Origin of the sequence: Allobosea sp. AK1, from assembly GCF_006714945.1 — a bacterium.
Classification (GTDB): domain Bacteria; phylum Pseudomonadota; class Alphaproteobacteria; order Rhizobiales; family Beijerinckiaceae; genus Allobosea; species Allobosea robiniae.
This window is the reverse complement of record NZ_VFMG01000001.1, coordinates 1,149,355-1,169,747: the sequence shown is the minus strand read 5'-3', so window position 1 is coordinate 1,169,747 and position 20,393 is coordinate 1,149,355. Positions and strand designations below refer to the sequence as shown.

Here is a 20,393-nt window from a genome sequence, read left to right as displayed (position 1 = left end):
GCGATGCGCTCCATGGAACCGAATCACGATGACGCGCAAATATTTCGGAACGGACGGCATTCGCGGGCGGGCGAACGGCGTCATCACGCCGGACCTCGCTCTGAAGGTCGGCCAGGCGACGGGCCTCGCCTTCCGCCGCGGCGAACATCGCCACCGCGTCGTGATCGGCAAGGATACCCGCCTCTCCGGCTACATGATCGAATACGCCATGGTTGCAGGCTTCACCTCGGTCGGCATGGACGTGATGCTGCTCGGCCCGATACCGACGCCGGCGGTCGCCATGCTGGCACGGTCGATGCGCGCCGATCTCGGCGTGATGATCTCCGCCTCGCACAACGCCTATGAGGACAACGGCATCAAGCTGTTCGGCCCCGATGGCTACAAGCTCAACGACGAGGTCGAGCGCGAGATCGAGGCGCTGATCGATGGCGACCTGACGCCGCGCCTTTCCGCCTCGCCGAAGCTCGGCCGGGCCAAGCGCATCGACAGCGCCGATGCGCGCTATGTCGAGTTCGCCAAGCGCACCATGCCGCGCAACATGAGCCTCGAGGGGCTGCGCATCGTGCTCGATTGCGCCAATGGCGCCGGCTACAAGGTGGCGCCGGAAGCACTCTGGGAGCTGGGTGCCGAGGTCATCGTCATCGGCAACGAGCCCGACGGCTTCAACATCAACCATGATGTCGGTTCGACCCATCCCGCGACGCTGGTGGCGAAGGTCAGGGAATTGCGCGCCGATGTCGGCATCGCGCTCGACGGCGATGCCGACCGGGTGCTGGTGGTCGACGAGCAGGGGCACATCGTCGATGGCGACCAATTGATGGCCGTGATCGCGCGCTCCTGGCTGGAGGACGGCCGACTCTCGGCGCCGGGCATCGTCGCGACGATCATGTCCAATCTCGGACTGGAGCGGTATCTCGCGGGCCTGGGCCTGTCGCTGGCCCGGACCGCGGTCGGCGATCGCTATGTGCTGGAGCACATGCGCAACCACGGCTTCAATCTCGGCGGCGAGCAGTCGGGCCATATCATCCTCTCGGATTTCGGCACGACCGGCGACGGTCTCGTCGCGGCGCTGCAACTGCTCGCCGTGGTCAAGCGGATGGACAAGCCGGTCTCGGAAGTCTGCCACTGCTTCGAGCCGTTGCCGCAGATCCTCAAGAATGTCCGCTACAAGAAGGGCCGTCCGCTGGAGGAGAAGCAGGTGGTCAGCGCGATCGAGGCGGCGAAGCTGCTGCTCGGCGAGAGCGGCCGCCTGGTGATCCGCCCCTCCGGCACCGAGCCGGTGATCCGCGTCATGGCCGAGGGCGACGACCGCGACCTGGTCGAGCGTGCTGTCGACGATGTCGTCGAGGCGGTGACCAAGGCTGCGGCCTGATAAAGGGCACGTCATGCTCGGGCTTGAGCCCTGAGCATCTCCTGCCGGAGGAGGCTCCGGTGCTTTCTCGTCATGAGATTCCCGGGTCTGCGCTTCGCTTCGCCCGAGAATGACGGATAGGCCTCACACCACCGAGGTCAGCCCGCCATCGACCATCAGCAGGTGGCCGTTGACGTAGTCGCTCGCCGCCGAGGACAGGAAGATCGCGGCGCCGGCCAGCTCCTTCGTCTCGCCCCAGCGCCCGGCCGGCGTGCGGCTGCAGACCCAGTTCGAGAAGGCCTCGTCGGCGATCAGCGCGGCGTTGATCTCGGTGGCGAAATAGCCGGGGCCGATGGCGTTGGCCTGGATATTGTGCTTGCCGAGCTCGGCGGCGAGGCCCCGCGTCATCATCTTCACCGCGCCCTTGGACGCCGTGTAGGGGATGATGGTGGCGCGGCCGAGCTCGCTCATCACCGAGCCGATGCTGATGATCTTGCCGCGCTTGCGCGGCACCATGCGCTTCGTCACGGCCTGGGTGACGTAGAACACCGAATGCAGGTTGGTATTGATCACGTCGTGCCAGCCCTCGACCGGGAATTCGGTGATCGGCGCGCGCTTCTGCATGCCGGCGTTGTTGATGAGGATATCGATCGGGCCGATCTCGGCCTCGATCATGGCGACGCCGGCCTCGACCGCCTTCTGGTCGGTGACGTCGAAGGGCGCGATCGAGGCCTTGCGGCCAGCGGCGATCAGCGCCTGCTGCGCCCGTTCGAGCTTCGCCTTGTCGCGCCCGTTCAGCACGACATGGGCGCCGGCATCCGAGAGCCCCTCGGCCAGCGCGAGGCCGATGCCCTGGCCCGAGCCGGTGACGAGGGCGATCTTGCCGGCGAGACTGAACAGCGACAGCGACATGGCGTATCCTCGCAAAATGCCGGATGCGGCGATTTCGGTTTGCGCCCGGGGCGCCGCTTTGGGTAAGCAGGTTTCAATCGATTAGACAATGGTGCCGCGCGCCGTCGCGCGGTGAATTCGGGAGCGTGCCATGCGTGCCGTCGTCATTCATGCCGAGAAGGATCTGCGGGTCGAGCCGACGACCGCTCCGGAGCTCGGGCCGCGCGACGTGCGCGTGCGGATCGAGGCCGGCGGCATCTGCGGCTCGGACCTGCATTACTACCTGCATGGCGGCTTCGGCACGATCCGCGTGCGCGAGCCGATGATCCTCGGCCATGAGATCGCCGGCAGGGTCGAGGCGATCGGCGGCGAGGTCTCGCGGGTGAAGCCGGGTGATCGCGTCGCGGTCAATCCGAGCCGCGCCTGCGGCCATTGCCGCTATTGCCAGATGGGTCTGCAGCAGCACTGCACGGACATGCTGTTCTACGGCTCGGCGATGCGCTTCCCGCATGTGCAGGGCGGCTTCCGCGATGTGCTGGTGGTCGAGGAGCGGCAGGCGGTGAAGGTGGCGCCGCGCGTCACCGCTGCGGAAGCGGCGTTCGCCGAGCCGCTTTCGGTCTGCCTTCATGCCGCCAAGCGGGCCGGGCCGCTGCTCGGCAAGCGCGTGCTGGTGACGGGTGCCGGGCCCATCGGCGCGCTGACCATCCTGGCCGCCAAGGCGGCGGGCGCCTCCGAGATCGTCGCGACCGACGTTGTCGACGGGCCGCTGCCGGTGGCGCGCAAGATGGGGGCGACCGCGACGGTCAATGTCGCGGCCGAGCCCGAGCGGCTCAAGGCCGAGTACGGCGCGGAGAAGGGCGCCTTCGACGTGATGTTCGAGGCCTCCGGCAACCAGCATGCGCTGACGGGAGCCTTCGACGTGGTCAGGTCGGGCGGTGTCATCGTCCAGATCGGCGTCGGCGGTCAGTTCACGCTGCCGATGAACGTCGTCGTCGCCAAGGAATTCGACTTGCGCGGTTCCTTCCGCTTCCACGAGGAATTCGACTGGGCGGTGGCGATGATCGGCTCGGGCTCGATCGACCTGTCGCCGCTGCTGACCGCATCGATCCCGGTCGACCGGGCGGTCGAGGCGTTCGACCTCGCCGCCGACAAGTCGAAGGCGATCAAGGTTCAGCTCGACTTCGCCTGATGACCGGTTTCAACCGTTGCTGCGCCGGCGGAGCGAGACCTCTTTCGGCGGGCTGATGGCGAAGCCGTTGCGGCCGTTGCGCTTGGCGACATAGAGCGCTTCGTCGGCGTGGCGCGTGGCGTCGGTCAAGGTATCCTGTGGCTCCAGCAGGGTCGCGCCGATGCTGGTGCTGACCGTGACGGAGGCACCGTTGCCGAGGGTGACGGGGCGCTCCGCAGCCGCCGTGACGATCGCCGCGGCGATGGCTGACAAGGCGTCGCGATCGACATTGTCCAAGAGCAGGATGAATTCGTCGCCGCCCCAGCGCGCGCAGATGTCGCGGTCGCGCAGCAGCGCGGTCATCCGCTGGGCGAGCTCGGCGATCACCTCGTCCCCGCTCTGGTGGCCATGGCTATCGTTGAGCGGCTTGAGATTGTCGAGATCGACCAGCAGCAGCCCCGCCTGATGCCCGGTCCGCCCGGCGCGGCTACGGCTCTTTTCGAAGGCCTGCTCGAAGCCACGCCGGTTGAGGGCGCCGGTCAGCGGATCGGCATGGGCCAACCGTTCGAGCTGTTCGGTGCGCTCGCGCACGGCTTCCTCGAGCCGCGCGGTGTTCTCCTCGACGCTGCGGGCCATCGTGCCGAAGGCCTGCGACAGCCGGCCGATCTCGTCGCGACCGGCATCGATCGCGACGGCGCGGAACTCGCGAGCGCGGACATGACTGGCCGCATGTTCGACGCGCGCCAGCCGGTCGAGCACGGCGCGCTTGAACAGAAGGGTCATCAGGGCCGCCGCCGCCAGCAGGACCGCCCCGAACAGCAGGCCGAGCGGCAGGAACAGCCTGCGGTCGATGATGCGGTCGATATCCATCACCGTGACGTTGAACCAGCCGAGCCGGTCGAGATAGCCGACGCCGACCAGCACGCGCTTGCCGCCGACATGCATGAAGCGCGACTGCACGAGATCGTCGCCGGCTCCGACGCGGGCGATCATCTCGCCGAGCAGGCTGCGATCGGGATCGTTGTCGACGAGCTGGTAGATCGTCTTCTTGGACGCGATGTCCTTGGTCAGGCTGTGGAAGTCGACGAGGTTCGCGTCGCGATGCGCCTGCACGGCGCCGCTGCGATCGACGAACATGCTCTGGACGCCGGTCTGCGGGATGTCGACGACCTCGCGGATGAACTGCGTCAGGTCGAGCCCGGTGCCGATGATGCCCAGCACACGGCTGTCCTTGCGGATGACGCAGTTGATCCAGACCTTGGTGACGCGGAGATTGTCGTCGTTGTCGACATTGAGGTGGCAGCCGGATCCCAAAGCTGCGGTCTTGTAGTACCAGCCGTCGCGCGGATTGCCAGCCGAGAGCGTATAGCGCTTGCGATCGTGCTCGTAGCTGTTGTCCCTGTCGTTGAAGTAATAGTTGCCCGATCCGGCGATGACGGTGAAGTAGCTGCGGTCCCGGAAGGACTGGCGGTAATGCTCCAGTTCGGCCAGGCCGCGCTCGGCCTTCACCGGGTCTGCCTCGTTCTCGGCCCAGTCGACGATCGCGGGCGAGCGGGCGACGGTTTCGGCCAGCGAGACCTCGCGCATCAGCGCTTCCAGCCCGCGATAGCGATCGAACAGGATTTGCTTTTCGGCGACGAGCGTGCCGAGCTTCACCACGGTCGCGTCGACGAGCCACAGGAAGGCCACGCCGGCGGGAAGCGCGATCGCGACCAGGATGGCGAGCGTCCAGCCCATGACCCGGGTCTTCAGGCTGTACGTGCGGGGCAGACCGGCCTCGGCCTGGCTCATCGGATCGACTTCCTTGCGGGATTGCGCAGGGTAGGGGCCGATCCGTTGCGTAAGCTTTAAGAAGACAGCCTTCAGAACAACCCTTCGATCCGCCCCTGCGTATCGATATGGATGCGCTCGGCCGCCGGCTCGCGCGGCAGGCCGGGCATGGTCATGATGTCCCCGCAGATCGCGACGACGAAGCCGGCGCCAGCCGAAAGCCGGAGCTCGCGTAGCGGAACGGTGTGACCGGAGGGCGCGCCGCGCAAAGTCGGATCGGCCGAGAAGGAATACTGGGTCTTGGCGACGCAGACCGGCAGGTCGCCGAAGCCGGCCTCCTCCAGCTCGGCGAAGCGGGCCTGGAGCTTGGCATCGATGGCGACGCCGCCGGCGCCATAGATCTCGCGCGCGATCGTCTCCAGCTTCTGCCGCAGCGGCATGGCATCGGGATAGAGCGGGGCGAAATCGGCCTCGCCCTCGTCGGCGAGCGCGGCGACCTTGCGGGCGAGCTCCTCCGTGCCGGCGCCACCCTCGGCCCAGTGCCGGCAGATCACCGCCTCGACGCCGAGATGGTTGCGGCAATAGTTGCGGATCAATTCATGCTCGGCGGCGGTGTCGCTGGTGAAGTTGTTGATCGCCACGATCGGCGGCACGCCGAACTTCCTGAGATTGTTGACATGGCGCGTGAGGTTGGAAAGCCCTGCCTCCAGTGCCTTCAGGTCCTCGCGGCCGAGCGCGTCCTTGGCGAGGCCGCCATGCATCTTGAGGGCGCGGACGGTGGCGACGACAACGGCAGCGGCGGGCTTTAAGCCCGCCTTGCGGCATTTGATGTCGAAGAACTTCTCGGCGCCGAGATCGGCGCCGAAGCCGGCTTCCGTCACCACGTAATCGGCGAGCTTCAGTGCGGCCTTCGTCGCGATCACCGAGTTGCAGCCATGGGCGATATTGGCGAAGGGGCCGCCATGAACGAAGGCGGGCGTGCCCTCCAGCGTCTGCACGAGGTTCGGCATCAGCGCGTCCTTGAGCAGCACGCTCATCGCGCCGGTCGCCTTGATGTCGGCGGCGGTGACGAGGCGCTTGTCGCGCGTGCGGCCGATGACGATGCGGCCGAGGCGGGCTTCGAGGTCGGCCGCGTCGCGCGCGAGGCAGAAGATCGCCATCACCTCGGAGGCGACGGTGATGTCGAAGCCGTCCTCGCGCGGGAAGCCGTTGCTGGCGCCGCCGAGCGAGGAGACGATGGAGCGCAGCGCCCGGTCGTTCATGTCCATCACGCGCCGCCAGGCAATGTGGCGGGTGTCGAGGCCAAGCCCGTTGCCCCAGTAGACATGGTTGTCGATCATCGCCGCCAGCAGGTTATGCGCGCTGGTGATCGCGTGGAAATCCCCGGTGAAATGCAGGTTGATCTGCTCCATCGGAACGACCTGGGCATAGCCGCCGCCGGCGGCGCCGCCCTTCATGCCGAAGCTCGGGCCGAGCGAGGGCTCGCGCAGCGCGATCATCGCGCGCTTGCCGATGCGGGAGAGCCCGTCGCCGAGGCCGACCGTGGTCGTGGTCTTGCCTTCGCCGGCGGGCGTCGGGCTGATCGCGGTGACGAGGATCAGCTTGCCGTCGGGTTTCGCCTGGAAGCCGGGGATCGCTTGCGTGTCGATCTTGGCGATGTACTTGCCGTAGGGGTTCAGCGCCTCGGAGGGGATGCCCGCCTTTGCGGCGATCGTGGCGATGGGCTGCAGCGTGGCTACGCGCGCGATCTCGATATCGGTCGGCATTCGTCCTCTCGGAGGCTAGTCCTGCCCGCGTCTCCCGAGCGCGGACCGCGCGGACACTGGCGCGAAAACCTCGCCGCCGCCAGCGCTATTGCCGGCGGGGCGGCCATGATGCACAGGCGGCGCGGGGCTGGCTTAGCCAGCCAGATGGGCGTTCTGCGGGAACAGGAATTTCCGGGCCTCGGCATCGAAATCAGCCTTGAAGGCGAACTGGTCCTTGAGGGCGACGGCGCGCTGCGCGGCGGGGCGGGCCGAAATCTCGTCGAGATGGCGCTTCACATGCGGGAACAGCTCCGGCCATGTCTCGCCCACGGCGAAGGAGAGCCGCGTCGCCCAGCCCCAGATCGACATATCGACCAGCGTGTAGCGGTCGCCCAGCATGTAGCGGCGGCCAGCGAGCAGGTCGTTGACGATGCCCCAGTGCCGCTCGGCCTCGCGGGCGTAGCGGTTGATGGCATAGGGCAGCTTCTCCGGCGCGAAGCGGCTGAAATGCACCGCCTGGCCGCAATAGGGGCCGATGCCGGTCGCGACGAACATCAGCCAGGACAGCATCTCGCCGCGCGCCTTCGGCGTGTCCTCGGGCAGGAACTGGCCGGTCTTCTCGGCGAGGTAGAGCAGAATCGCGTTGGAATCGAAGACAGTGACGTCGCCATCGGTCAGGGCCGGGGTCTTGGCATTGGGGTTGATCGCGAGGAAGTCCGGCTTGAATTGCTCGCCCTTACGGGTATCGACCGGCACCATCTCGTAGGGCAGGCCGGCCTCCTCCAGGAACAGCGCGATCTTCGCCGGGTTCGGCGAGGGGTGGTAGTAGAGCTTGATCATCGGGGTCTCCACGCGCGGCGCGTCAGGCCTGTCTCAGTCCGGCGACATAGGAGACGAGATCGGTCAGCGCGGCAATGGTCGCATCGGCCTGGAAGCCGAGCTGCTCCGGCTGCATCCGGAGCGCCTTGAACATCAGCGTGGGGTCGATCGTCGCAGCGGCAGCAAGCTCGCCGCGCAGCCGGCCGGCCGGCACGCGCTCGATACGAGCGACATGGAAGCCATGCGCCTTGGCGCCGGCGATGTAGAAGCCGTTCGAGGAGACGAACAGGATCTCGTCGCGGGCGAGGCCAAGCCGCTTCTCGACATGGGTATAGCCGCGCGGATCGGGCTTGTAGACGCCGATCTCGTCGACGCTGATCACGGTTTCCAGGAGGTCGGTGATGCCGGCATGGGCGACGAGCCGCTTGAGCATGTCCGGGCTGCCGTTCGAGTAGATGGCGAGGCGGTAGGAGGCGAGGCCTTCGAGTGCGGTGCGGGCCTCGGGATAGAGGGACAGCGCATCATAGGCTGCCGCGATCCTGGCCACGAGCTCGGGCGACGCGGCGAGGCCGAGCGTTCTCAGCGTGAAATCGAGCGAGTCGCGGGTGACGGTCCAGAAATCCTCGTAGCGGTCCATCAGGGCGCGCAGCCAGGTGTATTCGAGCTGCTTCAATCGCCAGACCTGCGTGATCGTCGCGCCATGGCCGGGAAAGGCGGCGTCGGTGACGGCCGCGACCGACTGGACGTCGAAGAGCGTGCCATAGGCATCGAAAACCAGCGCCTTGATCGACATGCGTCTCCTCCGTTGCGGCTTCGTCGCGTTCCCAACCTTCATAACACTCGCATCGGCCGTGTGGCGCATGGTATCCGCACAAGCACCTTTCACCGTTCCAGACAGGTCAAGCCGATGCCGCCTCGCCCCGTGATGCTGATGATCCTCGATGGCTGGGGCTGGCGCGATGAGAGCCAGAACAACGCCGTCAGACTGGCGAACACGCCGAATTTCGACCGGCTCTGGGCGGCGGGACCGCATGCCTTCCTGCACACATCGGGGCTCGATGTCGGGCTGCCGCCCGGGCAGATGGGCAATTCCGAGGTCGGCCATCTCAATCTCGGCGCCGGCCGGGTGGTGATGCAGGACCTGCCGCGCATCAACCAGGCGATCGCCGATGGCTCGATCGCCGGGGCTCTCGAAGCGACTGGCCTCGTCGCCGGGTTGAAGGCGAGCGGCGGCGCCTGCCATCTTCTCGGCCTCGTCTCGCCGGGCGGTGTCCATGCCCACCAGGATCATGCGGTGGCGCTCGCCCGCATCCTGACCGCGCAGGGCGTCACCGTGCATGTCCATGTCTTCACCGACGGGCGCGATACGCCGCCGCAATCGGCGGCGGAGTACGTGAAAGCCTTCGCCGCCGCGCTACCGGCGGGCGCGGCCATCGCCAGTGTTTCCGGCCGCTATTACGCGATGGATCGCGACAACCGCTGGGAGCGGGTCGAGAAGGCCTGGCGGGCGATGGTGCTGGGGGAGGGCGAGCGCTTCGCCGATGCGCAGGCCGCGATCGCCGCGGCTTACGCCGAGAACGTCACCGACGAATTCATCTTGCCCGCTGCGATCGGCGCTTATGCCGGGATGAAGGACGGCGACGGGCTGCTCAGCTTCAATTTCCGCTCGGACCGCATCCGCGAGATCCTCGCCGCCGTGCTGGAACCGGATTTCGCCGGCTTCACCCGCTCGCGGCGGCCAGTGCTGGTCAAGGCGGTCAGCATGACCTCCTACAGCGCCGAACTCGACAAGATCATGCCGATGCTGTTCGCAGCCCAGACGCTGGCCAACGGCCTTGGCGAGACCGTCGCCAAGGCCGGGCGCAAGCAGGTCCGCATGGCCGAGACCGAGAAATATCCGCACGTCACCTATTTCTTCAACGGTGGCGAGGAGACGCCCTATGCCGGCGAGGACCGGGTGATGGTGCCCTCACCCAAGGTCGCGACCTATGACCTGCAGCCGGAGATGTCGGCGCCGGAACTGACGCGCAAAGCAGTCGAGGCGATCGATTCAGGCCGTTACGATCTCGTCGTGCTCAACTTCGCCAATCCCGACATGGTCGGTCATACCGGCGTGCTCGCCGCGGCGATCAAGGCGGTCGAGACGGTCGATGCGGGGCTCGGCGCCATTGCCGAGGCCATCGGGCGGCAGGGTGGCGCGATGCTCGTCACGGCCGACCATGGCAATGCCGAGCTGATGGTCGATCCGGTGACGGGCAAGCCACATACGGCCCATACCACCAACCCGGTGCCGCTGATGCTGGTCGGCGGGCAGGCCAAGGGGCTCGCCGACGGACGTCTCGCCGATATCTCGCCGACGCTGCTGGCGCTGATGGGGCTGGCGCAGCCGGCCGAGATGACCGGGCAATCGCTGCTGCGCTGAAAAGCAAAGCGGCGCGGGGGTGCCCGCGCCGCTTGGTGTTTCGATAGGCTGGACGATCAGTACTTGCGCACGACCGGCGGCGGGGCGTAGGCGATCGGCTCGCGCTCGACCGGGCCGCAGCAGTTCGGGTCGCCGAAATTCCAGCGCATGCCGATGCGGAAATCGTGGCTCTCGATGTCCTTGGCCTTGAGCGGAGCCTGGACCTGCCCGGTGAAGGCGTTGATCAGGCGGCCCGACTGGGCATCGCCGAGGTTCAGGTAGCGATAGCCGACTTCCAGGGTCAGGTTCTTGTTCACCTCGTAACCGACGCCGGCCATCAGGGCCCAGGCGAGATCGGTCTTGCTGCCGCTATTGGCATAGCCCAGCGTGGAACCGTTGAAGTTGCCGGTCAGTGAGCCCTGATCGGTCAGCCCGCTGATGCGGTTCTGCGAGAAGCCGATGCCGGCGCCGATATAGGGCGTCAGGCAGTTCCAGGTGCCGAGGTCGAAATAGCCGTTGAACAGCGTGACCAGCGAGGTCAGGTTGCCCTTGTAGGTGTTGGTCTGGTTGCCGTTGTTGAACGGGTTGAAGACGATGTCGTTCACGCCGATCTGGCCGGCGCCGCGATATTCGCCGGTGACGTCGAAGCGCAGCCAGTTGTTGAAGCGATAGCCGACGCCGAGCCCGCCGAAGAAGGCGGCGTTGTCGCTCTTGCCGAAGAAGGCGCCGCCGAACTGGGCGACATCGTCCTGGTGATATTTGCCGACGCTCTGGATGCCGACGCCGATATCGCCGCGCAGATAGATGCCGCTCGAGATCGTGCCCTTCAGGCCGAGCGGCTCCGGCGGCGGGGGCGGCGGTGCGTAGGCGAGATCCGCAGCCTGTGCCGCGGCGGAGACGCCGAGGGCCAGGCTGCCCGCCAGCGCGAGAGTTTTCAGGCTGCCCATGGCAGTGTCCTTCGCGTTTGCGCGGCGCAAGAACGCAGCCCGCGCGTGTTACCAACGGGAAGGAACATGCCAGTGATTTCTTAAACGACACTTAACCTTAAGCGCTAACCTTACCGGCGGATGAAGAAAGCTCCGGAGCCCGGTTGGATTCCCGTATAGCGTGGGACTTCATGCCCGAGGGGAGGGAGAAGAGCCTGTCCGCGGTTCGTGCGAGGGCAGGGGCGTTGCCCCGGCGGAGGTGGCGAGCTTGCGGGCCTTGGCGGCCATCGCCTCGAATTCGTTCCGGATCGCTTCGAGCTTGTCCTCGTCGAGCTCCTCCAGATCGAGCAGCTCCTCACGGGCGCCCTCCAGCCGGCAGATCAATTCGTCGAGCTTGATCTGCATCGCCGCGGTGTCGCGGTTCTGGCTGTTCTGGATGATGAAGACCATCAGGAAGGTAACGATCGTCGTCGAGGTGTTGACGACGAGTTGCCAGGTATCGTTGTAGCCGAAGAACGGGCCGGAGAGCGCCCACACGACGATGAGCGCCGCAGCGCCCAGAAAAGTCTGCGGCCGGCCGGCCCAATGCGCGACGGCTTGCGACAGGCGCGTGAACAGCGAGCGGTCGCTCTGCGGCATGCGGCGCTTGGCCATGAAACGATCCCCCTTGGGCCGGTTGAGGCTGTGATGCTCTCAACGCGGCCGGAGTGGCGACCGTTCCCGCTGCGGCGCCTTATGCGGTCAAGCGTTCCGCGTGCCAGGCGATGTGCTGGGCCATGAAGGTCGAGATGAAATTGTAGGAGTGGTCGTAGCCGTCGCGCATGGTCAGCTGGAGCGGGATACCGGCGGCGGCGCAGGCGACATCCAGAAGCTGCGGGCGCAGGCCTTCCTCGAGGAAGCCGTCGGCGGTGCCCTGGTCGACCAGCAGGTCGCGGACGCGGTGGCCGTCGGCGATCAGCAGGGTCGAGTCATAGGCGCGCCAGCGCGTCTCGTCCGGGCCCAGATATTTCTCGAAGGCCGGGCGCGACCAGCCGGCCGTCGAGGGCTGGGTGATCGGCGCGAAGGCGGAGACGGAACGATAGCGCTCGGGATTCTTCAGGGCGAGGGTGATCGCGCCATGACCGCCCATGGAATGCCCGAAGATGCCTTGCCGGTTCATGTCGACCGGGAAATGCCTGCCGACCAGCTCCGGCAATTCGTCGCGGATATAGCTCTCCATGCGGTAGTTCTTCGCATAGGGGGCCTCGGTTGCGTCGAGATAGAAGCCGGCGCCGCAGCCGAACTGCCAGTTCTCCGGTTCGTCCGGCACGCCTTCGCCGCGCGGGCTCGTATCCGGGCAGATGATGGCGATGCCGTTGGCGGCCGCTGCGGCGCGGTATTCGCCTTTGTCCATGACGTTCTGGTGCGTGCAGGTCAGGCCCGAGAGATACCAGAGCAGCGGAACCGGCCCGTCCTCGATCTGATGCGGCAGGTAGATCGCGAAGTTCATCGGGCAGGCGCAAGCCGCGCTGTCATGCCGATAGACGCGCTGCGAGCCGCCGAAGGCCTTCGAGGACGAGAGGAGTTCCATTGGGCGGGTCCTTCAGAAGTTTGGCACGACGCCTGTCATTCCGGGGCGGCCGAAAGACGAACCCGGAACCCACGACCGGGCAAGCCCTTGCCCGGTCGGTCTATTCAAGCGTCGTACCCGGTCGTGGGTTCCGGGTTCAGCGCTTCGCGCTGCCCCGGAATGACAAAGGTCGTGCTTCAGTGCCCGCCGAATGAGGCGGTGGAACGGCACCTCAGTAGACCACCACGCTCCTGATCGACTTGCCCTCATGCATCAGGTCGAAGCCGGTATTGATCTCGTCGAGCGAGAGCTTGTGGGTGATCAGGTCGTCGATGTTGATCTTGCCCTCCATATACCAGTCGACGATCTTCGGCACGTCGGTGCGCCCACGTGCGCCGCCGAAGGCCGTGCCCTTCCAGACGCGGCCGGTGACGAGCTGGAACGGGCGGGTCGCGATCTCCTTGCCGGCCTCGGCCACGCCGATGACGATCGACTCGCCCCAGCCGCGATGGCAGCACTCCAGCGCCTGGCGCATCACATTGGTATTGCCGGTGGCATCGAAGGAGAAATCGGCGCCGCCGCCGGTGAGGTCGACGATCGCCTGGACGACCTTGTCGTTGCCGATCTCGGCCGGGTTGATGAAGTCGGTCATGCCGAATTTGCGCGCCATCTCCTGCTTGGCCGGGTTGATGTCGACGCCGATGATCTTGTCGGCGCCGACCATGCGGGCGCCCTGGATGACGTTGAGGCCGATGCCGCCGAGGCCGAAGACCACGACATTGGCGCCCGGCCAGACTTTTGCCGTGTAGATGACAGCGCCGATGCCTGTCGTCACGCCGCAGCCGATATAGCAGATCTTGTCGAAGGGCGCGTCCTCGCGGACCTTGGCCAGCGCGATCTCAGGCAGCACGGTGAAGTTCGCGAAGGTCGAGCAGCCCATGTAGTGGAACACTTCGCCGCCGTCGCAGGAGAAACGGCTCGTGCCGTCCGGCATCACGCCCTGGCCCTGGGTGGCGCGGATCGAGGTGCAGAGATTGGTCCGGCGCGACAGGCAGGACTTACAGCTCCGGCATTCCGGCGTGTAGAGCGGGATGACGTGGTCGCCGGGCTTCAGGCTGGTCACGCCGGCGCCGACCTCGCGCACGATGCCGGCGCCCTCATGGCCGAGGATCGCCGGGAACTTGCCCTCCGAATCCAGACCCGAGAGCGTGTAGGCGTCGGTGTGGCAGATGCCGGTCGCCATCACCTCGACCAGAACCTCGCCGGCCCTGGGGCCGCCGATCTCGATGGTCTCGATGGTGAGGGGCTTGCCGGCTTCCCAGGCGACGGCGGCGCGGGTCTTCATCGGGGGCTTCCTTCCTTGCGGATGTTCATTTCAGATAGGGGCGGATCACCCGCATGATCGCGGCGATCTCGTCATCGTTTCCGGCTTCCACCTGCGCTGCCTCGGCCGGGCGGGCCATGGTCTCGCGCAGATGGCTTTCGAGCACCTCGGCCATCAATCCGGTCGCCGCGCCGCGCAAGGCGGCGAGTTGCTGTAGCAGCGCGCCGCATTCCTCGCCGCGCTCGACGGCCGCGATCAGGGCGTCAGTCTGCCCCTTGATCCGGCGCAGCCGCGTGACGGCGCGCTTCTTCTCTTCGGGCGTGTGAGGCATGGGCACTGAGGCTCCGGTTGCCGCGACGCTATGGTACTGAGGGGGAGTATGTCAACGCGCAAGGCGAGCCTAAACGAAAAGAGCGGCAGCGTTGCCGCTGCCGCTCTTTTCGTCGATGCGCTATCGGATTGATTCAGAAGCTGTAGCCGAGCTTCACCTTGACGAGATGCTGGCTGAAATTGGTGAGGTCGAGATTGCCGGGCTGGCCCTTGGCCTTGCCGGAGACCTGGATGTTGTAGGCGGCGGAGAGGGCGAGCTGCTTCGTCGCCTGCCAGAACACGCCGGGGCCGGCGAAGGTGGCGTAGCCTGCCTCCTTGCCGAAGCCGAGCTCGTTATGGGCACGCATATGGCGGACCTCGCCGCTGAGATAGAGCCCCTCCTGCACCTGCCAGGCGAGCGAGCCGGCGATGGTGAAGGTCGATGAGCGCTGATAGGGCGAGGGGCCGGTCCAGGTCAGGTCATGCGAGAGATTGAGCCCGGCGTAGAGCGTGTTCGGGATCAGCGTCTTGTCGGCGAAGAGGCGGATGCCGGTATTGTAGGTGGTGAAGCGGCCGGCGCCGTCCGGATCGGCGCGGTTGACGCTGGGATCGATGACGAGGGTCAGGCCGAGCCCGTGCATGCTCCGCCCGAGCAGCTTGTACTTCATCTCGACGCCGGCGCCGAAGGCGCGCTCGTCGGCGCTGATGCCGCCGATCGAGGCGTTGCTGAAGGAGCCCAGCACATAGGGGCCGATCTCGAAGCAGGGAAACAGACCGTAGGAGCCCTGCAAGGTCAGGCCATGGCCGTTGAAGCTGCCGCCGCGGGTGCCGAAGGCGCCGCCATAGGTCAGGCTCGGGCCGAAGGAGCCGGTATCGGCGACGTCGGAACCGGTGGTGAAGCCGAAGGCGTCGGTCGGGATGCCCTCGCTTTCCGTACAGGCGGAGAGCGTGGGCGGAGGTGCAGCCGGAGCCCCCTTGCGGGAGGGCAGGTCGGCGGCGAAGGCCGTCGTCGTGGCGATGGACATGAACAAGGAGGCGGCGAGGCGAAGAGGAGCGAGATTCGTCATGGCGCGGTTCCAGTTGCGCGGCGGAAGCAAACTTCGCCGCGACTCGGGCGGGGCTTCTCCCGTTGCAAGACATGCGCCGTGCCGAGGCCGCAGGCGATAAAAGAGCCATAGCCGTTTCAGCAATCCGGATTGCTGTTGTTGCGCTGCAACAGTCAGGGCGTGGGCAGGTGCGACAGACGCTCCAGGGCACGCGGCGCGATCCCGGCGAGCGTGCCGACCGGCTTCCAGGCGGCGGCGTGCACCTCCTCGACCTGCGCGACGAGCGGCAGGGCCGGATCGGCGAGAAAGAGATATTGCAGGTCGTGATGGATGTGGGCCGGCTCGCCGCGGGATGGCTTGCCCGGCACGTCATGGCTGTCGATGGTGAAGGGCAGGTCTGCACCGCGATGCCAGGGATGCAAGGCAAGGCCCTGCACGCCGGTTTCCTCGATCGCCTCGCGTGCGGCCGAGAGATGGAAATGCTCGGCTTCCTCCCAATGCCCGCCGGGCTGGAGCCAGCGGCCGATCACGACATGGTCGATCAGCAGGACCTGGGCATGATCGGGCGAGAGCACGAAGGCGCTGGTGGTGAGATGGCCGGGAAAGGTGTCACGCCGGTCGAGCGCGTGGCCCTCAGTCATCTGCCAGCGCAGCAGCGCGAGATGCTCGTGTGGGCCCGCGATCTCGGCGCGGTAGCGCTCGACGGCGCGGGTGAGATCGTTGCGGAAATCCATCGGGCTCAACGAGGTTCGAGCAGCAGGCGGTAGGATTCGAAATGCCCGTTCTTCGGGCCGTCATAGCCGATCAGGACCGCGAGGCCCTTGCCGTCCTGCGTCAGCACGGTCAGGGATTCCGCCTTGCCGCCGCTGCGAGCCGGCAGATCGCCGAGCGGTGCTGCCGCATCGGGTCTGGCGGGGTCGATCAGCAGCAGTGAGTAGGGCAGGGCCTGTTCCTGCGCCGGCCCCAGCAGCGCGAGCAGGCGGCCATCGGGGAGGGGCGCGAGGTCGCGGATGCCGCGATCGGGGCCGGCCGGCAGTTGGAAGACTCGCGGAGCCTCCGTCGCGGGCGCGTGGCCCGGCGCGAACAGGGCGTTCAGCGAGGCGCCGACGAAGAAGCCGCGATTGCCGAGGGAGGGCGCGCGCAGACCGGCCCAGAGCGTGTCGCCGACGACCGCGATGCCTTCGACATTCAGGCCGCTATCGTCCATCAGGCCGCGTCCGAAGAAGGCGCCGGCTGGACCGGCGGTGCGCAGCATGTCGCTCAGGCGATAGGTCAGTTCGACCTTGCCGGCGGCGGTGCCTTCGGCATCGACCTTGATCCGGGCAAGGTGGAAGGCCGAGAGGCGGAATTCGCCGCGCTTGCGCGAGCAGCCATGCGAGCCTGCGACATAGAAGGCGCCCTCGGCATAGGCGACGGCCTCGCCGTCGAGTTCGGCGAAGCGGCCGGGCATCTTGCAGATGCCTTGCGGCGGCTGACCGAGCGTGTCGGGCGAGGCATCGGCGCCGATGATGGGCACGGTCGCGTCCGGCGTGATGCGGTTCTCGGCGATGCGGGCGAACTGGGCGAAGGAGCCCTCGTCATTGATCAACAGGCAGCGCTGGGTGCCGTTGGCCGCCGGCATGCAGGCGAGGCCGCTGACATCGCGCGCCGGCTTGCCGGGCTTCTTGCCGGAGAAGTCACCGAGCGTCCTGAAGCGCTGTTCCGGCGCGAGCGTCGCCGCCTGGGCGAGGGGGCCGGCGAGCATGGCGGCGGCAAGGAGCATGACGAAGAGGGGGTAGCGCATCAGGCGAATCCGGAGGAAGAGGCGCGGATTGAGCGCGAGCGGCAGGAGGATGTCAAAGCGCCGCGGCGCGATCCCTATGGGATCTTGATGATCCTGCCCTTTGCCTCGTCTCGAACGGCTATGGCGCCGTCCCTAGCTTGTCCGGGCGGTCCTGGAAGACCGCTCGGGAAACAGGATGATGTTCAGTATTCCTCGCAAATCCTTCGGCGGTCCGCTCCAGTTCGTCGTCGGGCGCGACGTGGAAGGTCATTGGCTGGCCGTCGAGACGCATGGCCGCGGTGGCGGCATCTTCTGCGATCGCGGTGCCGCGCTGCGCTATGCCGTTTTCGAGACAGGGCACCGGGCTCGCGCGGTCCGCATGACCGCGAAGACGCTCTCGCTGCTCTGAGACGCGCCATGAACCACTGGCTTCACGGCATGTTCACCGCGCTGGTCACGCCTTTCGACGAGGACGCGATCGATTACGGCGCGCTGGAACGCCTCATTCTCTGGCAGATTGCGCAGGGCGCCGACGGCATTGTGGTCGGCACCGCGACGGGTGAAAGCCCGACGCTGAGCGGACCGGAGCGGGAGGCGCTCTGCGCCGCCGCCCGCCGCATCGCCGGTCGGCATTACCCGGTGATCGCCGCTGTCGGCAGCTATTCGACTGCCGGGACCGTCGCCGAGATCGCCGCCGCCGAGAAGGCCGGCGCCTCGGCCCTGCTGTTGCGCATGCCCTATTACAACCGGCCGACGCAGGCGGGCCTGGCGGCCCATGCGCTGGCGGCGGCGCAGGCGACCAGCCTCGAAATCATCCTCGACAACGATCCGGATCGCTGCGGCGTCGAGATCGCGCCGGAGACGCTGGAGCAGCTGGAAGGGGCGCCGAATATCGTCGGCATCCTGGAGCGGCGCGGCGATCTCGTCCGCTGCGACCGGATTGCCCGCGTCCGCGACCGCCGCTTCATGCGGCTGACGGGGGCGGCGGACACCATCCCTGCCTATCTGCTCGCCGGCGGCTGCGGGGCGATCACCAGCGTCGGCAATCTTGCGCCGCATTGGCTGGCGCGGATGGACAGCGCGGCGCGCTCCGAATTCTACGGTCAGGCGCAGGTCCTGCAGCGGCGGCTGGTCCCGTTGCTCGACCTGCTCGCGCGGGAGCCCGACCCCGTCCTGATCAAGCTCGCTCTGTCGATGCTGCATCCGGAGGTCGGTGCCACCTGCCGCGCGCCGCTCGCGCCGCCGCGGCCGGACATCGTGCCCCTGCTTTGCGACGCCATCGAGGACCTGCCGCACCCGCTTGCCGGCATGGCGATGAAGGCAGCGCGCAACGGGCCGGCGGTCGCTGCCCGTCGCGCCTGAATCCGTAGCAGCGCGGCTGTGTCCACCGCGAACCGGATGGAGGTTTCAGTGACCACGATCGGGACCTATCGCCGTCGCCGGGAGGCGATCTACCGGCATGTCCGCAGGCCATCGGCCGGTGGCTGGAAGGCGGACCTGCTGCACCTGTTCGGCTCGGTCGTCCTGCTCGCCATCCTGATCGGCGGACGGGTCTGGTGGCATCTGCATTGATTGCGCAAAAAGAAAGGGCGCCGCGATGGCGCGACGCCCTTCCGATGTCATCGGTCCGAACCGAACTCAGGCGAGCTTGGCGTAGGCCGGCACGGTGAGGAAGTCCTCGAAGTTCGGCGCCAGCGACAGGGTCTCGAACAGCGCGATCGCCTCGGGGAACCGACCCTTGGCATAGTTCTCCGCGCCGAGCTCGCCCTTCACGCGTTCCATCTCCTCGGGCAGGCAGCGCTTGAACAGCGCCGCATCGGCCGTGATGCCGCCTTCGAGCGCGACGCCATACTGGACGAACTGCCAGATCTGGGCGCGGCTGATCTCGGCGGTCGCAGCGTCCTCCATCATGTTGTAGATCGGAACCGCGCCACGGCCACGCAGCCAGGCCTCGATATACTGGACGCCGACGCGGATGTTCTCGCGGAAGCCTTCCTCGGTGCGCGTGCCCTGATGGACTTCCAGCAGGTCCTTGGCGCCGATCGAGACGTCGTCGCGCTTCTTGTCGAGCTGGTTGGCCTGCGGCATCAGCCGGTCGAAGACCTCCATCGCGACCGGGACGAGATCCGGGTGAGCGACCCAGGTGCCGTCATGGCCGTCGCCGGCCTCGCGCTCCTTGTCGGCCTTGACCTTGGCGAAGGCGGCGGAATTGGCTTCCGGATTGTTCTTGACCGGGATCTGCGCCGCCATGCCGCCCATCGCGAAGGCACCGCGCTTGTGGCAGGTCTTGATCAGCAGCAGCGAATAGGCGCGCAGGAAGGCCTTGGACATCACGACCTGCGAGCGATCCGGCAGGACATAGGCCTTGTTGCGAGCGAGCTTCTTGATGAAGGAGAAGATGTAGTCCCAGCGGCCGCAATTGAGGCCGGCCATGTGCTCGCGCAATTCGTAGAGGATCTCGTCCATCTCGAAGGCGGCCGGCAGGGTCTCGATCAGGACAGTGGCCTTGATCGTGCCGTTCTTCAGGCCGAGCGCCGACTGGGCGGCGACGAAGACGTCGTTCCAGAGCCGGGCCTCGAGATGGCTCTCCAGCTTCGGCAGGTAGAAATACGGGCCGGAGCCGGCTGCCAGCGCCGCCTTGGCGTTATGGAAGACATAGAGGCCGAAATCGACCAGGGAGCCCGAGGCCTCCTCTCCGTCGATAAGGATGTGCCGCTCCGGCAGATGCCAGCCGCGCGGGCGGATGATCAGGACGGCGGGCTTGGCCTTGAGCTTGTAGTCCTTGCCGTTCGTGGGATCGGTGAAGTCGATCCTGTTCGCCCAGCGGTCGCGGAGATTGATCTGGCCTTCGATCATGTTGGCCCAGACCGGCGAGGACGCATCCTCGAAATCGGCCATGAAGACCTTGGCGCCGGAGTTCAGCGCGTTGATGATCATCTTGCGATCGACCGGGCCGGTGATCTCGACGCGGCGGTCGAGGAGGTCGGCCGGGATCGGTGCGACGGTCCAGTCGCCTTCGCGGATATGCCGGGTCTCGGCGAGGAAATCGGGCGTCTCGCCGGCGTCGAAGCGCTTCTGACGCTCGGTACGCAGGGCCAGCAGGCGCTTGCGCGTCTCGTTGAAGCGGCGATGCAGGTCGGCGACGAAGCCGAGCGCCTCGGTGCTGAGAATCTGCTCGAAGCCCGGCTGCAGGGCGCCCTTGACGACGACGCCGGCCGGCAGGGCGAGTGTGAGGGTGTCCGACATGAATGGTCCTCCGATCAGGTTGGGACCATCATTCCGCGAAAGCACACTTTGCAAAATCCGGAAAAAATGACGATCACTTGTTCAAA

Annotated in this window: 20 protein-coding genes; 6 read left to right on the top strand and 14 right to left on the bottom strand. The window is 66.9% G+C overall.

The window, feature by feature from the left end; all coding sequences use genetic code 11:
• Positions 1–28 precede the first annotated feature (28 nt).
• Complete coding sequence (glmM, locus tag FHT98_RS05970) at positions 29–1,372, top strand: phosphoglucosamine mutase (protein WP_061969809.1); 1,344 nt, start codon at positions 29–31, stop codon at positions 1,370–1,372.
• Between the two features lie 123 nt (positions 1,373–1,495).
• Here the strand turns inward: glmM and FHT98_RS05965 are convergent, their stop codons facing one another.
• A complete protein-coding gene (locus FHT98_RS05965) occupies positions 1,496–2,263 on the bottom strand; it encodes an SDR family oxidoreductase (RefSeq protein ID WP_142113099.1) in 768 nt (255 codons plus the stop codon).
• 130 nt (positions 2,264–2,393) lie between these two features.
• On the opposite strand from FHT98_RS05965, the gene FHT98_RS05960 reads away from it, so the two are divergent.
• A complete protein-coding gene (locus tag FHT98_RS05960) occupies positions 2,394–3,431 on the top strand; it encodes an L-idonate 5-dehydrogenase (protein ID WP_061969807.1) in 1,038 nt (345 codons plus the stop codon).
• 9 nt (positions 3,432–3,440) lie between these two features.
• On the opposite strand, the gene FHT98_RS05955 is transcribed toward FHT98_RS05960, so the two are convergent.
• The 4 genes from FHT98_RS05955 to FHT98_RS05940 all read right to left on the bottom strand — a co-directional run bounded on the left by FHT98_RS05955 (position 3,441) and on the right by FHT98_RS05940 (position 8,537).
• Positions 3,441–5,201 (bottom strand): sensor domain-containing diguanylate cyclase, encoded by a 1,761-nt coding sequence (locus tag FHT98_RS05955; protein WP_142113097.1) that lies wholly within the window; start codon positions 5,199–5,201, stop codon positions 3,441–3,443.
• A gap of 71 nt (positions 5,202–5,272) precedes the next feature.
• Positions 5,273–6,946 carry a formate--tetrahydrofolate ligase gene (locus tag FHT98_RS05950; protein ID WP_142113094.1) on the bottom strand — a complete coding sequence of 558 codons (1,674 nt, stop codon included), beginning with the start codon at positions 6,944–6,946 and terminating at the stop codon, positions 5,273–5,275.
• Positions 6,947–7,078: 132 nt separating this feature from the next.
• The gene (locus tag FHT98_RS05945) at positions 7,079–7,765 is read right to left on the bottom strand and encodes a glutathione S-transferase family protein (protein WP_142113093.1); all 687 of its coding nucleotides are present in this window, start codon (positions 7,763–7,765) and stop codon (positions 7,079–7,081) included.
• A 22-nt stretch (positions 7,766–7,787) separates the two neighbouring features.
• Positions 7,788–8,537 carry a haloacid dehalogenase type II gene (locus tag FHT98_RS05940; protein ID WP_142113090.1) on the bottom strand — a complete coding sequence of 250 codons (750 nt, stop codon included), beginning with the start codon at positions 8,535–8,537 and terminating at the stop codon, positions 7,788–7,790.
• 114 nt (positions 8,538–8,651) lie between these two features.
• Between FHT98_RS05940 and gpmI the strand changes: the two genes are divergently transcribed.
• Positions 8,652–10,166: a 2,3-bisphosphoglycerate-independent phosphoglycerate mutase gene (gene gpmI / locus FHT98_RS05935; RefSeq protein ID WP_142113088.1), complete on the top strand. Its 1,515-nt coding sequence runs from the start codon at positions 8,652–8,654 to the stop codon at positions 10,164–10,166.
• 56 nt (positions 10,167–10,222) lie between these two features.
• On the opposite strand, the gene FHT98_RS05930 is transcribed toward gpmI, so the two are convergent.
• The 8 genes from FHT98_RS05930 to FHT98_RS05895 all read right to left on the bottom strand — a co-directional run bounded on the left by FHT98_RS05930 (position 10,223) and on the right by FHT98_RS05895 (position 17,082).
• Entirely contained in the window at positions 10,223–11,092 is an 870-nt protein-coding gene (locus FHT98_RS05930) for an outer membrane protein (protein WP_061969797.1), read from the bottom strand.
• A gap of 168 nt (positions 11,093–11,260) precedes the next feature.
• On the bottom strand, positions 11,261–11,725 hold the full coding sequence (locus FHT98_RS05925; RefSeq protein ID WP_142113085.1) for a low affinity iron permease family protein: 465 nt from the start codon (positions 11,723–11,725) through the stop codon (positions 11,261–11,263).
• Positions 11,726–11,804: 79 nt separating this feature from the next.
• The gene (fghA, locus tag FHT98_RS05920) at positions 11,805–12,641 is read right to left on the bottom strand and encodes an S-formylglutathione hydrolase (protein WP_061969795.1); all 837 of its coding nucleotides are present in this window, start codon (positions 12,639–12,641) and stop codon (positions 11,805–11,807) included.
• Between the two features lie 211 nt (positions 12,642–12,852).
• Positions 12,853–13,965 (bottom strand): S-(hydroxymethyl)glutathione dehydrogenase/class III alcohol dehydrogenase, encoded by a 1,113-nt coding sequence (locus FHT98_RS05915; protein ID WP_142113083.1) that lies wholly within the window; start codon positions 13,963–13,965, stop codon positions 12,853–12,855.
• A gap of 25 nt (positions 13,966–13,990) precedes the next feature.
• Positions 13,991–14,275, bottom strand: a complete 285-nt coding sequence (locus FHT98_RS05910; RefSeq protein WP_091857064.1) for a metal-sensing transcriptional repressor — start codon at positions 14,273–14,275, stop codon at positions 13,991–13,993.
• A 133-nt stretch (positions 14,276–14,408) separates the two neighbouring features.
• Positions 14,409–15,320 carry a hypothetical protein gene (locus FHT98_RS05905; protein WP_142113081.1) on the bottom strand — a complete coding sequence of 304 codons (912 nt, stop codon included), beginning with the start codon at positions 15,318–15,320 and terminating at the stop codon, positions 14,409–14,411.
• 152 nt (positions 15,321–15,472) lie between these two features.
• The gene (locus FHT98_RS05900; RefSeq protein WP_142113079.1) at positions 15,473–16,033 is read right to left on the bottom strand and encodes an NUDIX hydrolase; all 561 of its coding nucleotides are present in this window, start codon (positions 16,031–16,033) and stop codon (positions 15,473–15,475) included.
• A gap of 5 nt (positions 16,034–16,038) precedes the next feature.
• A complete protein-coding gene (locus tag FHT98_RS05895) occupies positions 16,039–17,082 on the bottom strand; it encodes a DUF3616 domain-containing protein (RefSeq protein ID WP_142113077.1) in 1,044 nt (347 codons plus the stop codon).
• A gap of 178 nt (positions 17,083–17,260) precedes the next feature.
• Between FHT98_RS05895 and FHT98_RS05890 the strand changes: the two genes are divergently transcribed.
• From FHT98_RS05890 to FHT98_RS26145, 3 genes are read left to right on the top strand one after another with little or no spacing between them, the layout of a single operon-like run.
• Positions 17,261–17,470: a hypothetical protein gene (locus tag FHT98_RS05890; RefSeq protein ID WP_248309154.1), complete on the top strand. Its 210-nt coding sequence runs from the start codon at positions 17,261–17,263 to the stop codon at positions 17,468–17,470.
• Between the two features lie 8 nt (positions 17,471–17,478).
• Entirely contained in the window at positions 17,479–18,423 is a 945-nt protein-coding gene (locus tag FHT98_RS05885) for a dihydrodipicolinate synthase family protein (protein WP_142113073.1), read from the top strand.
• A gap of 48 nt (positions 18,424–18,471) precedes the next feature.
• A complete protein-coding gene (locus tag FHT98_RS26145; RefSeq protein ID WP_156407168.1) occupies positions 18,472–18,633 on the top strand; it encodes a hypothetical protein in 162 nt (53 codons plus the stop codon).
• A 66-nt stretch (positions 18,634–18,699) separates the two neighbouring features.
• Here FHT98_RS26145 and aceB read toward each other — a convergent pair whose 3' ends face one another.
• Positions 18,700–20,307, bottom strand: coding sequence for a malate synthase A (gene aceB, locus FHT98_RS05880; RefSeq protein ID WP_142113071.1), 1,608 nt, complete (start codon positions 20,305–20,307; stop codon positions 18,700–18,702).
• Between the last annotated feature and the right edge of the window lie 86 nt (positions 20,308–20,393).

What these genes read in the sequence shown, in the direction of transcription:
- glmM (WP_061969809.1), top strand. Translation starts at nt 29, where the DNA reads ATGACGCGCAAATATTTCGGAACGGACGGCATTCGCGGGCGGGCGAAC.
- FHT98_RS05965 (WP_142113099.1), bottom strand. Translation starts at nt 2,263, where the DNA reads ATGTCGCTGTCGCTGTTCAGTCTCGCCGGCAAGATCGCCCTCGTCACC.
- FHT98_RS05960 (WP_061969807.1), top strand. Translation starts at nt 2,394, where the DNA reads ATGCGTGCCGTCGTCATTCATGCCGAGAAGGATCTGCGGGTCGAGCCG.
- FHT98_RS05955 (WP_142113097.1), bottom strand. Translation starts at nt 5,201, where the DNA reads ATGAGCCAGGCCGAGGCCGGTCTGCCCCGCACGTACAGCCTGAAGACC.
- FHT98_RS05950 (WP_142113094.1), bottom strand. Translation starts at nt 6,946, where the DNA reads ATGCCGACCGATATCGAGATCGCGCGCGTAGCCACGCTGCAGCCCATC.
- FHT98_RS05945 (WP_142113093.1), bottom strand. Translation starts at nt 7,765, where the DNA reads ATGATCAAGCTCTACTACCACCCCTCGCCGAACCCGGCGAAGATCGCG.
- FHT98_RS05940 (WP_142113090.1), bottom strand. Translation starts at nt 8,537, where the DNA reads ATGTCGATCAAGGCGCTGGTTTTCGATGCCTATGGCACGCTCTTCGAC.
- gpmI (WP_142113088.1), top strand. Translation starts at nt 8,652, where the DNA reads ATGCCGCCTCGCCCCGTGATGCTGATGATCCTCGATGGCTGGGGCTGG.
- FHT98_RS05930 (WP_061969797.1), bottom strand. Translation starts at nt 11,092, where the DNA reads ATGGGCAGCCTGAAAACTCTCGCGCTGGCGGGCAGCCTGGCCCTCGGC.
- FHT98_RS05925 (WP_142113085.1), bottom strand. Translation starts at nt 11,725, where the DNA reads ATGGCCAAGCGCCGCATGCCGCAGAGCGACCGCTCGCTGTTCACGCGC.
- fghA (WP_061969795.1), bottom strand. Translation starts at nt 12,641, where the DNA reads ATGGAACTCCTCTCGTCCTCGAAGGCCTTCGGCGGCTCGCAGCGCGTC.
- FHT98_RS05915 (WP_142113083.1), bottom strand. Translation starts at nt 13,965, where the DNA reads ATGAAGACCCGCGCCGCCGTCGCCTGGGAAGCCGGCAAGCCCCTCACC.
- FHT98_RS05910 (WP_091857064.1), bottom strand. Translation starts at nt 14,275, where the DNA reads ATGCCTCACACGCCCGAAGAGAAGAAGCGCGCCGTCACGCGGCTGCGC.
- FHT98_RS05905 (WP_142113081.1), bottom strand. Translation starts at nt 15,320, where the DNA reads ATGACGAATCTCGCTCCTCTTCGCCTCGCCGCCTCCTTGTTCATGTCC.
- FHT98_RS05900 (WP_142113079.1), bottom strand. Translation starts at nt 16,033, where the DNA reads ATGGATTTCCGCAACGATCTCACCCGCGCCGTCGAGCGCTACCGCGCC.
- FHT98_RS05895 (WP_142113077.1), bottom strand. Translation starts at nt 17,082, where the DNA reads ATGCGCTACCCCCTCTTCGTCATGCTCCTTGCCGCCGCCATGCTCGCC.
- FHT98_RS05890 (WP_248309154.1), top strand. Translation starts at nt 17,261, where the DNA reads ATGTTCAGTATTCCTCGCAAATCCTTCGGCGGTCCGCTCCAGTTCGTC.
- FHT98_RS05885 (WP_142113073.1), top strand. Translation starts at nt 17,479, where the DNA reads ATGAACCACTGGCTTCACGGCATGTTCACCGCGCTGGTCACGCCTTTC.
- aceB (WP_142113071.1), bottom strand. Translation starts at nt 20,307, where the DNA reads ATGTCGGACACCCTCACACTCGCCCTGCCGGCCGGCGTCGTCGTCAAG.